Genomic DNA, 15,042 nt, shown 5'->3' with positions numbered 1-15,042 from the left:
TATGTATACAGTTTTAGTTATAGATGACTCAGCATCAATGAGAAGAATTATTAAAGATATGATAAATGGAATTGATGAATTTGAAGTCATTGCCGAAGCAATAGATGCATATGATGCAAGAGAAAAGATAAAAGAATACGAACCCGACTTAGTTACTATAGATATAAATATGCCCAAAATGAATGGTGTAACATTTTTAAGAAATCTTATGCGTTTACACCCAATGCCTGCTGTTGTAATTTCAGGTGAGGGTGTTAGAGGAAATGATATTTTTGATGATGGAGCTGTAGGTTTTATTAGTAAGCCAGAAAATGGTGAATCAATGCTTAATTTTGCATCAAGAATTAAAGATAATTTATTAAATTTAACATTCCTTTTAAAAAGATATACATTAAAAAAACCAAAACCTATAAAAAAAGTTGCTAGTACCAAAGCAAAAGAAGTAGATAGAAAAGTTCACCCTGATGAAGTAATAAAATCTATGCCTGCAAGATTGGGTGGTACAAAATTAATTGCAATAGGCTCTTCAACAGGTGGAGTTGAATCACTATTAAGGGTCTTTAAGAATTTAACAAGTAACTTACCTCCAATAGTTATAACACAACATATCCCATATGGTTTTTCAAAGTCTTTTGCTGAAAGATTAAATTCAAACTCAAAACTTACTGTTCATGAAGCTACAGATGGTATGACATTACAGAAAGGTCATGCTTATTTAGCACCAGGTAATATGCATTTAACTATAGAAAAAGGCACTTCAGGCTCTTATAAAACAAAACTATTAGATACAATAAAAGTGAGTCATCATAGACCAAGTGTTGATGTATTGTTTAGATCAGTAAATAATGTTGTTGGTAGTAGTGCTATGGCTGTGATGATGACAGGTATGGGGGATGATGGTAGTATTGCAATGAAAGAACTTTTTGATAATGGAGCATATACTGTGGCGCAAAATGAAGAGAGTTGTGTTGTTTTTGGGATGCCAGCTAAAGCAATACAAAAAGGGGCAGTCAAAGATATTGTCCACTTAGACGATATTGCAGAATACATTATAGATTATTCTAAAGGTAAGAAGAGATAATAGTAGTGTTGTTATCTTCTATCTAAAATAGTTTGAAAATTATAGTTTTCAATACTAATATAATAAAATTATGCTATAATCACATTTTTTAATTAAAGGGATTTTATGAGATATAATTTAGACTTCTGCGATACATTTGATAAAACATATTGTTTTTGGCTTGCATTATTTGTAAGAAATAAATTAACTACATTATCTAATACTCAAGTATTGGACAAAGATACTTTTGCAGATATATTACAAGTTTTGATTCGTGGAGAAAAAAATATTGATGAATTAAAAGTACTTGTAAAAAAAGCTAGAAATATCGGCTTATCTGGAATTAATACTTATTTTAATCCTTTAGTAAAACTATATGATTTTTTAAAAACTTTTGGTCCAGCGTCAATGAAAGAAATAGATGAAGAGTTACTTATTGATTTTTTAGCATCTTATACTGCTGGATTATCTGATGCCTCAAAAAAAAATCATAGAATTGCCCTACTCAATTTCTTTTCTTATATAGATAAACAAAATGAAAACGTCGATGGCAGTTCCTATCAGTTTAAAATAGAATTAAAGAATTGGGCAGGATTAGGTGGAAAATCAGGAATGAAGTTGCCATCACATATGAATAAAGATGAAATTAACAGATTTTTAGAAGCTATTGATAACTATGAATTTTCTATAGAAACTGCATATAGAAACCGTTTAATATTAAAAATTATAATTTATACTGGTATTAGGGTTTCTGAAATGTTGAATTTAAGGACAAAAGATATTTTTAGAGAAGATGATGTATATATTTTACAAGTAAGAGGAAAAGGAAATAAACCTAGAGTTGTTATGATAAAAGCTAAAATTATAGAAAATGATTTACAAAATTGGCTTAGTATTAGAACTTGTGAGGATCTATTGGTTTGTAATAAAAAAGGAAATAGGCTAACACAAGCTTATGTTAGTAGAATTGTTGAAAATATATTAATTAGTGCTGGGATTAGAAAAGAGAAAAATGGAGCACATATGTTAAGACATAGTTTTGCTACCCTGCTTTATCAAAAACACCATGATTTAATTCTTGTTCAAGAAGCATTAGGTCATGCAGATATTAATACATCAAGAATTTATACTCATTTTGATAGAGAACGATTGAAAGCTACAACAAACCTTTTAGATTAAAATTTACCAAAGTGAACCTGTTTCATATTCATCTTCATTTTTTGTATCTTCAATCTCTAAGTATACTTCATCATCATAGTCTAAATATATAGAGTATTCTCCAATATTTATACTATTTTGTATATTTCTTTTGTTTAAATAAGCGTCATCATTTCCATCCGATAAGTCAGATAGGTAATATTCTACCATAGATGGTGCCATATTATTTATAGCATCATCTAAAGTATGAAATGAATCTACTCCAAAAGTTGAGTATAAGGAGTTAGAATTTAAATGTAATACCATATATTAATTATTAAATCCATTTAATAAAGATGCCATTCTATTTAAATCAATTTTATTTTCAGAGGAGGAAGATGTCGTATTCTCCTCTTTACTTTCGACGACTATCTCTTCCAAACTTTGCCTCACATCTTTTATCTCATCTTCTTCATCTTTTGTAAAGGTATTATTATTCTTTTTATTTACACTATCTGTATTATCTTTTTTTGGATAAGTTGGTGCAGCTGGATGTGTTTTTTTACTTAATAAGCCTTCAATTTTACTAAGCATTGAGTTGATGTTACTTGAATCTTTTTCTGTACTATCTTGTAAAACATTTACATTATCTTCAAGTTCTCTTTTATCACTTTCTAATACTGATATTTTTTCTTTTAAGTTTGAAATTTCGTTATTTAATTTATCATTTTCATTTTCTAAAGCATCATAAGAGTTTTGAAGCTCCTCATAACCTTTTATTAATTTTTCTAGTGCTTCGTTCAATTTTGCGATAGTTTCAGCATTTGTCATGAATCTAATCCTTATATTTTATCATATTTATTAAAGACAATATTATTACAAAAATTAGCTAATAATTCCATCAATTTTTAATAAAGAATCAACACTTGGCTCTCTATTTGCAAATTCAAAGAATAATTCATCCATATTTTTAGAACCACCATTCTTTAAGACTATATCTTTATATCTTACTGCAATCTCTTTATTTAACACTTTTCCTGAGTCAATAAACATATAAAATGCATCTGCACTTAACACTTCGGCCCATTTATATGAGTAATACCCGGCTGCATATCCTCCTGCAAAAATATGTGAGAAACCATTTTGGAATTTATTATATACCGGCGGTTTTATAACTGCGTATTTTTCTCTAATAGAATCCAAAAGTGCTTGTACTTCGTCTTCAGATTTGTATAATTTTTGATGCAATTCAAAATCAAACAGTGCAAATTCCACTTGTCTTAACATTGCAAGAGATGACTGAAAATTTTTAGCTTTAATAATTCTATCAATAGCTTCATCACTTAATATTTCACCTGTTTCATAGTGTTTTGCAAATAGTTTTAATACTTCTTTGTCATAAGAAAAGTATTCTAAAAACTGAGATGGAAACTCTACAACATCCCAAGCAACACCTGAAATACCACTAACCATTGCTTCTGGAACTTTACTTAATAAGTGGTGTAATGCATGCCCCATTTCATGAAATAGTGTAACAACATCAGAGTGTCTTAGAAGTGATACAGTGTTTTCACTTGAAGGAGGGAAATTGCATACAATATAGGCTGTGGGTAACTGTTCTTCCCCTTTATCATTTATATAATAAGAGTGCCAGTTGTTCATCCAAGCTCCACCTCTTTTATCTTTTCTAGCTTCCAAATCGATAAAAATTCTTGCAATTACCTTATCATTTTCACTGATATTATAAACTTGCACCTTTTCATCCCAAGCTTTTGCATCAGTTTTAGTAAATTTGATGTTAAATACTTCATATAAAAAGTTGAAAAAACCGTTTAAAACAGAGTTTTGCTCAAAAAATGGTCTATAGTACTCTTCATCTAAATCATATTTTTCTTTTTTAAGTTTTTCACTGTAATAAGATAAATCATAACTTTTTAAGTCTTCTATGCCATCCTTTTTAGCAAATTCTTTTATCTCATCAAGCTCTTCAACTGCCCTATTTTTACCTTTTTTAGCTAACTCTTCTAAAAAGGTAACTACTTCAGTTTCATTTTTTGCCATTTTAGTCGCTAAAGAATAAGAAGCATAGTTTTTAAAACCTAAAATTTTTACTTTTTCATCTTTTAAAGATAGTATTTTTTCAATAATTTTTCCGTTTTCAGGAGCTCTAGTACAATACGCTTTATAGATCTCTTCTCTTTTTTCTCTATTAGTTCCATATGTAATGTATGCAATATAAGATGGCATTTGTAATGTAAACTTATATTTTATTTTTCCATTTTCTTCAAATTTTGCTAATTCTAAATCTGATTTTGGAATCTCTTTTACATCCTCATAATCATCAATAATCATTTCAAATGAATTTGTAGCATTTAAAAGATTCTGTGAAAACTTATGAGAAAGCTCGCTAAGTTTTAAATTTAGTTCTTTTAATTTTTTCTTATTTTTTTCATCAAGATGACAACCACTTAATTTGAAGTCTCTAATTTCATTTTCTAAAACTTTTTTTTGTATATCATTTAATGATATATAATCCTTATCTTGTATATCTTTTAAAGATCTATAAATATTATCATTTTGACTTATCTCAGTTTCGTAATCTGAGATTAAAGGAAGACAATCTTCATAAACTTTTTGCGTTATTTCTGAATTTTTTACTGAATCAATATGAAAGATTGGAGTTAAGTAATCATTAATCCCCTCCCCTATCATCTCATATGGTTTTACAAAATTTTCATATGTTTTATTTTCTATATTTAATAGTTCATCAATTTTCTTTTTACTATCATTTAAAAGTTGCTCTAATTCAACTTTACTATTTTCTAAATTTTCTAAATTAAATTCATTAAACATTTTTACTCCTTAATTAAATTGTATTGTAAATCCTCTATCAAACTTTTCATAATCTTTATAAAACTCATAGTTTTTTATATCAAAAGATTTAAAATAGTTTTCTAAAGGTTGTTTTTGATCATAACCCATTTCACATAAGAGATATTTAATATCTCTTTTATATGTAGAATCAATTATATCTTTTAAAAGTTCATCACCAATATTCCCTCCGAATAATGCATTTGATGGTTCAAACTTTACATTTTCTGGAAGTTTGTAGTCATTTGCAATATAGGGTGGATTTGAAATAGTCATAAATATATCATCTTCGTTTACATTTTCATATAAATTACTATACCTAAAATCTATTTTATTACTAACTTTATGTTTTATAGCATTTTGTTTTGCTAAATCTAATGCTTTTTGATTGATATCAACTGCAATTATCTCAATATCTTCAATTAATAAAGCTAACATAACTGAGATTATTCCTGATCCTGTACCAATTTCAAGAACTTTTGTTTTACAATTTCTATTTTTTAAAATCTCTATTGCGTTATCAACTAAAAGTTCTGTTTCTGGTCTAGGGATTAAAACACCCTCTTTTGTTATAAAAGACTCACCATAAAATGATGCTTTGTTAATGATATATTCAAGAGGATAATTTGTAGCTCTCTTATTAACAAGCTTCTCTAATTCTTTTTCTTTTTCAAATGTTGAATTATAATTTATATGTAACCAGATATTATTTTTATCTAATAAATGGCAGATTAAAATTTCAATTTCTTTTGCAGGAATATGTGTAACATATTTTAATTTTTGTGAATATTTTCTAACAGTTTCTTTTATTGTCATGAATGATTTTACCTTTTAATAGTATATATTATATTTAAAACTATCTTTACTCTAATATATAAAGAGCAAGTTCATCTGCTAATAGATAGTTGTTGTTATATATTTTGTTCTCTTTTTTTGTTAGTTTTTTAAGTGATACTAACTCATCAACTTTAGTATTTTGTATTTTATTTATAATTGTAGAATCAAAGCCATTTTTACACCTCAAGCCCAGCAAAACTTTTTCTACTATTATATCTTCTTCATTTAATTCTTCTATATCTTCATATTCAATTGGATTTTGTATATACTCTTCTAAGCCCTTTTTTGTATAAAACCTTTTATTTTTTATAAAACCAACTGCACCTGCACCTACACCCAAATAATTTTTATGTTGCCAATATCCATAGTTATGTTTTGATTCATATTTATCATTTAATGCAAAGTTTGATATTTCATATTGATTAAATCCAAGTTCTTTTAAATATTTGAAAAACTTATAAGATAACTCTTCATCATCAATTTTAACTTCACTTTTATTGAAAAATTTAGTACCCTCTTCAAGTGTTAATGAGTAAGCACTTATATGTTGTATTTCTAAGCTTTTTAGTGTATCAAAATCATTTTTTATTGATTCAAAGCTATCTCCCTCAACTCCGTAAATTATATCACAATTAATACTATTAAAACCTATACATTTTGCATTTTGTATAGCTTTTATAGCCCCTTTACTATTGTGTGCACGATTAAGAAAATTTAGTTTTTTATCATCAAAACTTTGTATTCCGAAACTTATTCTGTTTACTCCTAAACCTTTCATCCCTTGAAGCCATTTTATTGTTGCAGAATTTGGATTGCACTCTGTAGTTATTTCAGTGTTTTTATCTATAAAATTTTCTAATATTTCAAATACTTCAATATACTCTTCAACTTTTATTGTACTTGGAGTTCCTCCACCAATAAAGACTGTTTCAAGTTTATCTGAAGTTTTTAGATTTCTTTCTAATTCCATTTTTAGTTGTTTTTTCAAAGCTTTCATATACTCATTTTTTAGATGAAATCTATCTGTATATGAGTTAAAAGCGCAATAATGACATTTACTGTCACAAAATGGAATATGTATATATAAAAGCAATTTTTAATCCTAATTTTATTATAATTTTTGGCTAATTATAAGGGAATTATTATTTATGACTGATAAAAAAAACGAAGAACTAGAAAAAGATAAGAATTATCGACCAAATGTCGCAGCAATTGTATTATCAGCTAAATATCCTGAAAAATGTGAAGTTTTTATTGCATCAAGAACAGATGTGGAGAATGCTTGGCAATTTCCACAAGGTGGAATTGATGAAGGAGAAAACTCTAGACAAGCACTTTTTAGAGAGTTAGAAGAAGAGATTGGTACTAGAGAGATAGAGATTATTGCTGAGTATCCTAAATGGGTTAGTTACGACTTCCCCCCATCTATTGCAAAAAAAATGTATCCATTTGATGGACAGATACAAAAGTATTATTTGGTTAAATTAAAAAAAGGTGCAAAAATAAATATTAACACTGAAATTCCAGAATTTAGTGAATATAAATTTGTACCAACAAATAAAATATATGATTATATTACTTTTTTTAAAAGAACAGTATATAAGCAAGTATTGAAATATTTTAAAAAAGAAGGTTATATTTAAAAAGATGTTAAAAGTTTTAAAATTTGGTGGAACAAGTGTCGGCACACTTGAAAGAATACAAAATGTTGCTGAAATTATTAAACAAATAAAAAATGAAGGACATGATGTAATTGCAGTTGTGTCTGCTATGAGTGGTGAGACAAATAAACTTATAGAGTATGCAGAGAGTTTTTCAAAAAATCCTAATCCATCTGAAATTGATATGTTATTAAGCTCAGGTGAGAGAGTTACATCTGCCCTACTTTCTATTGCTTTAAATGAACAGGGTTATAAAACTACTTCAATGAGTGGACGAGAAGCTGGAATTGTAACAGATAATGCACATACAAAAGCTAGAATAGAATCAATAGATACAACAAATATGAAAAATGCTATTAGCGAGGGTAAAATTATCATCGTTGCTGGTTTTCAAGGTGTAACAGAAAATACAAATAGAGTTTCTACTTTAGGTAGAGGTGGTTCAGATTTGACTGCAGTTGCTATTGCAGGTGCAATAGAAGCTGATGTTTGTGAAATTTATACAGATGTTGATGGTATATATACTACAGATCCAAGAATTGAGCCTAAAGCTAAAAAGCTTGATAAAATTTCTTATGATGAGATGTTAGAGCTTGCTAGTTTAGGAGCAAAAGTTTTACAAAATAGATCTGTAGAAATGGCGAAAAAATTAAATGTAAATTTAGTATCAAGAAGCAGCTTTACGCCAGAAGTTGAAGGTACGCTAATAACTAAGGAAGAAAATATTATGGAAAAACCTGTTGTAAGTGGTATTGCATTAGATAGGAATCAAATTAGAGTTGGAATGTATGGAGTTATCGATAGACCAGGAATCGCTTCATCAATTTTTACAGCGCTTGCAGATGCAAATATAAATGTAGATATGATTGTACAAACAAGAGGTGCTGATGGTAAAACGGATTTAGATTTTACAATTCCAAGAACTGATTGGGAAATTTGTAAAAATGTGATGGCTACATTTAAAGAAGAAGCTGCCAAAATAGATTATAATGATACTATTTGTAAAGTATCTATTGTTGGGGTTGGTATGAAGTCTCATACCGGTGTAGCTTCAAAAGCATTTAGTGCTTTAGCTAAAGAAAATATTAATATAAGAATAATTTCTACAAGTGAGATAAAGATTTCAATGATTATTGAAGAAAAATATGCAGAGTTAGCTGTTAGATCACTTCACGATGCATATAACTTAGATAAGTAGGTATTTCTAGTGCAAGAGTTTTTAAACTGGACTGTTGATACTATAAGGGAAGATAGACTTATCTCCCCTTGGCTTGAAGAAAAAAAATATGAATGGGTACCTTTAGTTTCAAAATCAATAATTAACATTTTTGAAAAAGGTTGTTCTGTTTTAATTATTACAGATAGTGAAAGAGATTGGTTTTTAAAATATATATTAACGAATTTAAATTCGCATAAGCAAAATAGACCTTTTTTACCTTTCTATAATTTTAAATCATTCTATAAAGATTTAGATGATTTAAAAACAGAAGATGATATTAGTTTTATAAAAGATATGTTAAATATCTCTTTTCCAAATGGATATTGTTTTTGGTATATTGGTAAAAGTAATGATGTTAGAGCAACTTTACCAAAATTTACTAAAAACTCTTTTCTTTGGATGTTTGATGAAGAGATTCAAGATGCATTTAATTTAAGAACTAAAGATGAAGCACTAGATATGAAACTTTTACAAATGTATAGGCTATATGATAAAACTTTAAGTGCAGCATTATTTGCAGAAATTAATGTTGAAAATTAAAAAGCAAAAAGAACTATTTTATGATAGATAGAAAGATTGATTCATCACATATTTTAATAGTTAGTGATTTAGATGAAACTTTAAATTCTCTTTTACCTCATTATTCAAAACATAATATTAGAATAATTAGAAATGAACAAAAAGATGAATTCCTTTTAGCACAAGCTCATGCAGCAGTAAAAGAAGCCTATATTTCATCAAATGAAAAAAAATATATATTTTTAGTTGGTAAATCTTTTAGAAGTGAAGCTCAAAATTCACTATTAAAAGTTTTAGAAGAGCCTCCTAGAAATATTGTATTTATTATTATTACAAATTCTAAATCTTCAATTCTTCCTACAATTTTTTCAAGAATTCCTCACAAGTTTTATAAATCAACATCTATTAGAAATGAAATAGATTTAGATATTGTTAATTTTGATTTAAAAGATGTGTATACCTTTTTAAAAGAGAATCAAAGAATCACTAAAAATGATGCGAAAATCTTAATTGAATCAATAATGTTCAAGATAAATTCAAAAAAGATTGACTTAAATCAAAAAGAGCTTGAACTCTTTTCTAAATCAATAAAACTTCTAGAGTTAAACTCTAGGCCAATTAATATACTTACTTCAGTTTTACTAATGTTGTTAAATAGAAAAAAAAGGTTATAGATGCAAACATTTAAAACAAAAATTATGGGTGTTGTAAATGCAAATGAAGACTCATTTTTTTATAAAAGTAGATTTCAAAATGAAAATGCAATAAAACATATAGAAAAATTAATATCTGAAGGTGCAGATATTATTGACTTAGGTGGAGTATCTAGTCGTCCTGGAAGTGAAGTTGTTAGTAAAGAAGAAGAATTAAGAAGATTAAAACCAATTTTAGATTTAATATATAAACAAAAACTTTTTGAAAAAGCTATATTTTCACTTGATTCTTATGAACCAGAAGTTTTAAAGTATGCACTTGATTGTGGATTTAAAATAGTTAATGATATTACTGGACTTGAAAATGATGAAGTTTGTAGAATAAGTGCTCAATATAATGCGCAAGTTATTATTATGCATATGCAAAGTAATCCAAAACAGATGCAAGAAAACCCTACTTATGAAAATGTAGTTAAAGAAGTTGATGAATTTTTTGAGCAAAGAGTATCAAAAGCAAAAAGTTTTGGTATTGATGATATAGTTTTAGATGTAGGGATTGGTTTTGGTAAAAACTTACACCATAATCTTTTATTATTAAAAAATTTAGAATATTTTAAACATTTTGGGTATGAGTTACTTATTGGAGCAAGTAGAAAATCTATGATTGATATGGTTGTTTCTTCTTCTGTAGAAGAGAGATTGCCTGGAACATTAGCAATTCATTTAGAATCTATAAATAATGGGGCTTCAATTATTAGATGTCATGATGTAAAAGAACATTATCAAGCAATAAAACTACAAGAAGCAATAAATAGTACTGAGATACTTTAGTTAAAGTATCTCATGTAAAGAATTAGCTTTTTTCATCCATTTTTTTAAATCTTCATATCTTTCATTTTCAATCATAATTCTTACTTCTTTCATATGGTTTTCAAATTTTTCCATTGAGTTTAAAAGATTTTTTTTATTTTGTTTAAAAATATCTGTCCACATATCTGGACTTGATTTTGCAACCCTACTCATATCTTTAAATCCACCTGCAGCTAATGCAATAATAGATTTTGGATCTTCACAATCCATAACTGTATTAGCCAATGAAAAAGATATTGCATGGGGAAGATGAGACATATAACAAGCATGAACATCATGTTCATTTGCATCCATAACTACAATTCTCATTCCTATTTCTTGAAAAAGTCTAAATGCCCTATTTACGTGAAGATTGTCATTATCTTCTAGATTACAAAGTACAACAGTTTTTCCCTCATATAAGTCATCAATAGCTGCTTTAGGTCCTGATTTTTCAGTTCCTGTCATAGGGTGTGCAGCAATAAAATTTTTTCTTATAGATGACGGAATATTTTCAATAATAAACTCTTTAGTTGAACCTAAGTCCATTATTGTAGTATTTTTATTAATATCTTCTAACTCAGGAAGAAAAGAGATAATATTATCAACAGGGATTGCTAGTATGATTAAATCACACTCTTTTTTTAAAGTTTCAATATCAACTAATTCATCAACTAAATTTAATTCTTCAATCTCTTTTTTTGATTTATCACTTCTTGCATAGCCATATATTTTTTTTGCAATAAAATATTTTTTCAATGCTTTTGCTAATGAACCTCCCATTAGACCTAATCCAATAATACCTATATTCAATTTTATAACCTTTACAATTTTGTTTTAAAAGGTGATTATATCTTAACCATCCTATAAAGTTTATTTAGATATATTCTACGTTTGAAATAATAAGTTTAAGGATTACTGTGAAAAAAAAGAGTATCTTATTATCAATAGCCTTCGCATCACTTTTAAATGCTGAAGGAATTAAGTCTGTAGAGTATATTAATTTAACAAAGATCTCTCCTACTGTTGCAAAAGAAACTTTTAGTCTTAATGAAGACGAGGAATTAAGTTTAGTGAAAATAAATCAAGCTGTAAAAGATTTTTATAAATATGGATATTTTGAAGATATTTCAGTACAAAATGATAATGGAGTATTAAAGTTTTTCTTTAAAGAAAAACCTTCAGTTGCTAATGTAGATATTCTTGGATATAAAACTAGGGATAAAGATTTAGAAGGTTTAAAAAAACAAATTGGTCTTAGTAAGGGTACAATGTATTCAACTGAAAAGGTAAAAAAAGCAAAAGAAGAATTACTAAGAGAGTTAGAAAAAGAAGGATACATTAATTCAGTAGTTGAAGTTGAAGTTGAGAATTTAAATGAAAATGCTGTTTCTATCACTTTTAATATAAATAAAGGTGATGAAATTGTTATTAAAAAAGTTAACTATTTTGGTGCCGAAGATTTAGATAATGGAGATTTTGAAAGAGTAACTGCAAATAAAGAAGAAGAGTTTGCCTCTTGGTTTATAACACAAAATGATGGAGAGTTAAAAGCTGACCAGTTAAAATATGATGGAAAAAGAATTCAAGAATTATATTTTGAAAATGGTTATATTGATGCAAAAGTTGAAAATCCTTTCTTAGAAGTTGATTTTGCATCAAATCAAGCTGACTTAGATTTTTATATTGAAGAAGGTAAACAATACTATACAAATAAAATTAAAATTTATATACAATCTGAACTTGTTAAACCTAAGTTCTTTTATAATGAATTAAAATTAAAAGAAGATAGAGTATTTAATATTAAAAAGCTTAGAAAAGATGCTGAATTTATAAAAACTAAAATTGCAGATTTAGGATATGCTTTTGCAAATGTAACTTATGATATTAAAAAAGATGAAAAAAATGGCACAGTAGATATTGTATATAGAGCGGTACCTGGAGAAAAAGTATATATTAGAGATGTTAAAATCACAGGAAATAGTAGAACTTTAGATAGAGTTATTAGAAGAAATATCTATTTAGCACCTGGTGATTTATTTTCTATGACAGATTTTAAAGAGTCAAGAAATAAATTAGCTAGAACAGGTTATTTTGATGATGTAAGAATTGAACAAAAAAGAATTACTAAAGATAAAATGGATTTAGTAGTTAAAGTAAAAGAAGCGCCAACTGGGAATATTATTTTAGGTGGAGGTTATGGTTCTTATGATAAATTAATGTTTAATGCTTCAATTAAAGAAAAGAATCTTTTTGGTTCAGGAATTGCAGCAACTTTAACAGCAGATTTGTCAGCTGTTGAAACAAAATTTAATTTGTCTTTTGATAACCCTTCAATTCGTGATAGTAAGTTTTCAGGTAGTTTTAACTTATACAATGTTGAAGATGAGTATGATAAATCATACTATGATTTAACCAAGAAAACAAAAGGTATGTCTATTGGTGTTGGACGAGCTATTATGAGAAATCTTTATGCTGGAGTTAAATACCAATTAGATTTTATTAAAGAGGATTATGAATATTCTTTAAATTATACAGGTACACAAGCTGTGGATCAAGATTATACATCAAGTTCTATAATTCCATATTTATCATTTAACAATACAGATGATTATTATTTACCAAGGTATGGTATGAAAGCTGGTACATCATTACAATATGCAGGAGTTGGTGGTGATTCTAAATATATTAAAAGTAAAACATACTTTAAATATTTTTATTCTTTAACTGATTTATATGATTTAGATTGGATTTTTAGATATAGAAGTCAAATAAATGTCCTTCTTGATAGAGGAAGAATTAATCAAGGGGATTCTTTATATTTAGGTGGAACAAAAACTTTAAGAGGATTTAAATCTAGTGCATTTGGTCCTCAAGATCCATTAATTGAAGAACCATACAAGAAAATGTTTGCAAACTCATTGGAGTTAAGTTTCCCATTTGCTGATTTAACAGATATGAGATGGGGAGTTTTTTATGATTATGGGATGATTGGTCAAAATTCATTTACAGATATTAAAAGATCAAGTGTTGGTGCTGTTTTTGAATGGAAATCACCATTTGGTCCATTACAATTGATTTTTGCTCAACCTATTGATGATGAACCTACTGATGATACATCATCATTTGAATTTGCACTGGGGTCATCTTTCTAATGGTTAAAAAAATAGATATTAAAAATAGAAGAATTACAAACGAAGAAGCATTGGATTTAATAAAAAATGCTTCTTTAGTAGATTTAGGTAAACTTGCAACTGAAAAGAAAAAACAGTTGCATCCAAAAGGTGTAACAACATTTGTAGTAGATAGAAATATTAATTATACAAATGTATGTTGGGTAGATTGTAAATTCTGTGCATTTTATAGACATGGAAAAGATGATGATGCTTATGTATTATCATATGAAGAGATAGATAAAAAAATAGAAGAATTACTTGCTATTGGTGGAACACAAATACTTATGCAAGGTGGAGTTCATCCAAAACTTAAAATTGATTATTATGAGGATTTAGTGGAACATATTCATACAAAATTTCCTCAAATTACTCTTCATTCTTTCTCAGCTATTGAAATTTGTTATATTGCTAAGGTTTCAAAAATTTCTAAACTTGAGGTTCTAAAAAGATTACAAGCTAAAGGTTTAAGTTCTATCCCTGGAGCAGGAGCAGAAATACTTTCTGATAGAGTAAGAGATATAATCGCTCCTAGAAAAATTGATAGTGATGAGTGGATAGAGGTTCATAAATTGGCACATTCAATTGGTATGAAAACAACAGCAACTATGATGTTTGGTACAGTTGAAACTGATGAAGAGATAATTGAACATTGGGAAATGATAAGAAAATTACAAGATGAAACAAGTGGATTTAGAGCTTTTATTATGTGGTCATTTCAAAGTGCAAATACAAAATTAAAAGAAGAGATTCCTGATTTAAAACCACAATCTTCAAATAGATATTTAAGATTACTTGCTGTTTCAAGATTATATTTAGATAATTTTCCAAATATACAAAGTTCTTGGGTTACTCAAGGAAGTTATATAGGTCAAATGGCACTAAAATTTGGAGCAAATGATTTAGGAAGTACAATGATGGAAGAAAATGTTGTAGCAGCGGCTGGTGCAACTAATTGTATGAATCAAGATGAAATGATACAACTAATAAAAGATGTGGGTGAAAACCCTGCAAAAAGAAATACTGCTTACGAAATCTTAGAGAGGTTCTAATTTTCCCATGA

The 15,042-nt window shown here is 27.5% G+C and carries 15 protein-coding genes; 9 read left to right on the top strand and 6 right to left on the bottom strand.

Features of this window, described 5'->3' with window-relative positions:
• Window position 1 precedes the first annotated feature (1 nt).
• Window positions 2–1,081: a chemotaxis-specific protein-glutamate methyltransferase CheB gene (gene cheB / locus ACKU4C_RS07085; protein ID WP_321315676.1), complete on the top strand. Its 1,080-nt coding sequence runs from the start codon at window positions 2–4 to the stop codon at window positions 1,079–1,081.
• 105 nt (window positions 1,082–1,186) lie between these two features.
• Window positions 1,187–2,239 (top strand): tyrosine-type recombinase/integrase, encoded by a 1,053-nt coding sequence (locus ACKU4C_RS07080; protein WP_321315674.1) that lies wholly within the window; start codon window positions 1,187–1,189, stop codon window positions 2,237–2,239.
• A gap of 3 nt (window positions 2,240–2,242) precedes the next feature.
• On the opposite strand, the gene ACKU4C_RS07075 is transcribed toward ACKU4C_RS07080, so the two are convergent.
• Genes ACKU4C_RS07075 through hemW form a run of 5 tightly spaced genes read right to left on the bottom strand, consistent with a single transcriptional unit; the run spans window position 2,243 to window position 6,998 of the window.
• Window positions 2,243–2,524, bottom strand: coding sequence for a hypothetical protein (locus ACKU4C_RS07075; RefSeq protein ID WP_321315672.1), 282 nt, complete (start codon window positions 2,522–2,524; stop codon window positions 2,243–2,245).
• A gap of 3 nt (window positions 2,525–2,527) precedes the next feature.
• Window positions 2,528–3,028 carry a hypothetical protein gene (locus ACKU4C_RS07070; protein WP_321315671.1) on the bottom strand — a complete coding sequence of 167 codons (501 nt, stop codon included), beginning with the start codon at window positions 3,026–3,028 and terminating at the stop codon, window positions 2,528–2,530.
• A 54-nt stretch (window positions 3,029–3,082) separates the two neighbouring features.
• Window positions 3,083–5,050, bottom strand: coding sequence for a M3 family metallopeptidase (locus ACKU4C_RS07065; protein ID WP_321315669.1), 1,968 nt, complete (start codon window positions 5,048–5,050; stop codon window positions 3,083–3,085).
• 9 nt (window positions 5,051–5,059) lie between these two features.
• Window positions 5,060–5,884 carry a peptide chain release factor N(5)-glutamine methyltransferase gene (gene prmC / locus ACKU4C_RS07060; RefSeq protein ID WP_321315668.1) on the bottom strand — a complete coding sequence of 275 codons (825 nt, stop codon included), beginning with the start codon at window positions 5,882–5,884 and terminating at the stop codon, window positions 5,060–5,062.
• A gap of 46 nt (window positions 5,885–5,930) precedes the next feature.
• Window positions 5,931–6,998 carry a radical SAM family heme chaperone HemW gene (gene hemW, locus ACKU4C_RS07055; protein ID WP_321315666.1) on the bottom strand — a complete coding sequence of 356 codons (1,068 nt, stop codon included), beginning with the start codon at window positions 6,996–6,998 and terminating at the stop codon, window positions 5,931–5,933.
• Window positions 6,999–7,053: 55 nt separating this feature from the next.
• Between hemW and ACKU4C_RS07050 the strand changes: the two genes are divergently transcribed.
• Genes ACKU4C_RS07050 through folP form a run of 5 tightly spaced genes read left to right on the top strand, consistent with a single transcriptional unit; the run spans window position 7,054 to window position 10,788 of the window.
• Window positions 7,054–7,548: an RNA pyrophosphohydrolase gene (locus ACKU4C_RS07050; protein WP_321315664.1), complete on the top strand. Its 495-nt coding sequence runs from the start codon at window positions 7,054–7,056 to the stop codon at window positions 7,546–7,548.
• Between the two features lie 4 nt (window positions 7,549–7,552).
• Window positions 7,553–8,764, top strand: a complete 1,212-nt coding sequence (locus ACKU4C_RS07045) for an aspartate kinase (protein ID WP_321315662.1) — start codon at window positions 7,553–7,555, stop codon at window positions 8,762–8,764.
• A 9-nt stretch (window positions 8,765–8,773) separates the two neighbouring features.
• The gene (locus ACKU4C_RS07040; RefSeq protein WP_321315660.1) at window positions 8,774–9,325 is read left to right on the top strand and encodes a HobA family DNA replication regulator; all 552 of its coding nucleotides are present in this window, start codon (window positions 8,774–8,776) and stop codon (window positions 9,323–9,325) included.
• A 20-nt stretch (window positions 9,326–9,345) separates the two neighbouring features.
• Entirely contained in the window at window positions 9,346–9,978 is a 633-nt protein-coding gene (locus ACKU4C_RS07035; protein WP_321315658.1) for a DNA polymerase III subunit delta', read from the top strand.
• A complete protein-coding gene (gene folP / locus ACKU4C_RS07030) occupies window positions 9,979–10,788 on the top strand; it encodes a dihydropteroate synthase (protein WP_321315656.1) in 810 nt (269 codons plus the stop codon).
• Here folP and ACKU4C_RS07025 read toward each other — a convergent pair whose 3' ends face one another.
• On the bottom strand, window positions 10,789–11,619 hold the full coding sequence (locus ACKU4C_RS07025; protein WP_321315654.1) for a prephenate dehydrogenase: 831 nt from the start codon (window positions 11,617–11,619) through the stop codon (window positions 10,789–10,791).
• A gap of 107 nt (window positions 11,620–11,726) precedes the next feature.
• Between ACKU4C_RS07025 and bamA the strand changes: the two genes are divergently transcribed.
• Window positions 11,727–13,961, top strand: a complete 2,235-nt coding sequence (gene bamA, locus ACKU4C_RS07020; RefSeq protein ID WP_321315652.1) for an outer membrane protein assembly factor BamA — start codon at window positions 11,727–11,729, stop codon at window positions 13,959–13,961.
• Window positions 13,961–15,031: a dehypoxanthine futalosine cyclase gene (locus tag ACKU4C_RS07015; RefSeq protein ID WP_321315650.1), complete on the top strand. Its 1,071-nt coding sequence runs from the start codon at window positions 13,961–13,963 to the stop codon at window positions 15,029–15,031. The genes bamA and ACKU4C_RS07015 overlap by 1 nt, the downstream gene beginning before the upstream one ends.
• The last annotated feature ends 11 nt before the right edge of the window (window positions 15,032–15,042 follow it).

Origin of the sequence: Halarcobacter sp. (assembly GCF_963676935.1) — a bacterium.
GTDB lineage: Bacteria > Campylobacterota > Campylobacteria > Campylobacterales > Arcobacteraceae > Halarcobacter.
The sequence above is the reverse complement of the archived record's forward strand: the minus strand, read 5'-3'. Positions and strand labels throughout refer to the sequence as shown.

Excerpts from the sequence above, each read along its gene's own strand:
- cheB (WP_321315676.1), top strand. The coding sequence starts at position 2 with ATGTATACAGTTTTAGTTATAGATGACTCAGCATCAATGAGAAGAATT.
- ACKU4C_RS07080 (WP_321315674.1), top strand. The coding sequence starts at position 1,187 with ATGAGATATAATTTAGACTTCTGCGATACATTTGATAAAACATATTGT.
- ACKU4C_RS07075 (WP_321315672.1), bottom strand. The coding sequence starts at position 2,524 with ATGGTATTACATTTAAATTCTAACTCCTTATACTCAACTTTTGGAGTA.
- ACKU4C_RS07070 (WP_321315671.1), bottom strand. The coding sequence starts at position 3,028 with ATGACAAATGCTGAAACTATCGCAAAATTGAACGAAGCACTAGAAAAA.
- ACKU4C_RS07065 (WP_321315669.1), bottom strand. The coding sequence starts at position 5,050 with ATGTTTAATGAATTTAATTTAGAAAATTTAGAAAATAGTAAAGTTGAA.
- prmC (WP_321315668.1), bottom strand. The coding sequence starts at position 5,884 with ATGACAATAAAAGAAACTGTTAGAAAATATTCACAAAAATTAAAATAT.
- ACKU4C_RS07050 (WP_321315664.1), top strand. The coding sequence starts at position 7,054 with ATGACTGATAAAAAAAACGAAGAACTAGAAAAAGATAAGAATTATCGA.
- ACKU4C_RS07045 (WP_321315662.1), top strand. The coding sequence starts at position 7,553 with ATGTTAAAAGTTTTAAAATTTGGTGGAACAAGTGTCGGCACACTTGAA.
- ACKU4C_RS07035 (WP_321315658.1), top strand. The coding sequence starts at position 9,346 with ATGATAGATAGAAAGATTGATTCATCACATATTTTAATAGTTAGTGAT.
- folP (WP_321315656.1), top strand. The coding sequence starts at position 9,979 with ATGCAAACATTTAAAACAAAAATTATGGGTGTTGTAAATGCAAATGAA.
- ACKU4C_RS07015 (WP_321315650.1), top strand. The coding sequence starts at position 13,961 with ATGGTTAAAAAAATAGATATTAAAAATAGAAGAATTACAAACGAAGAA.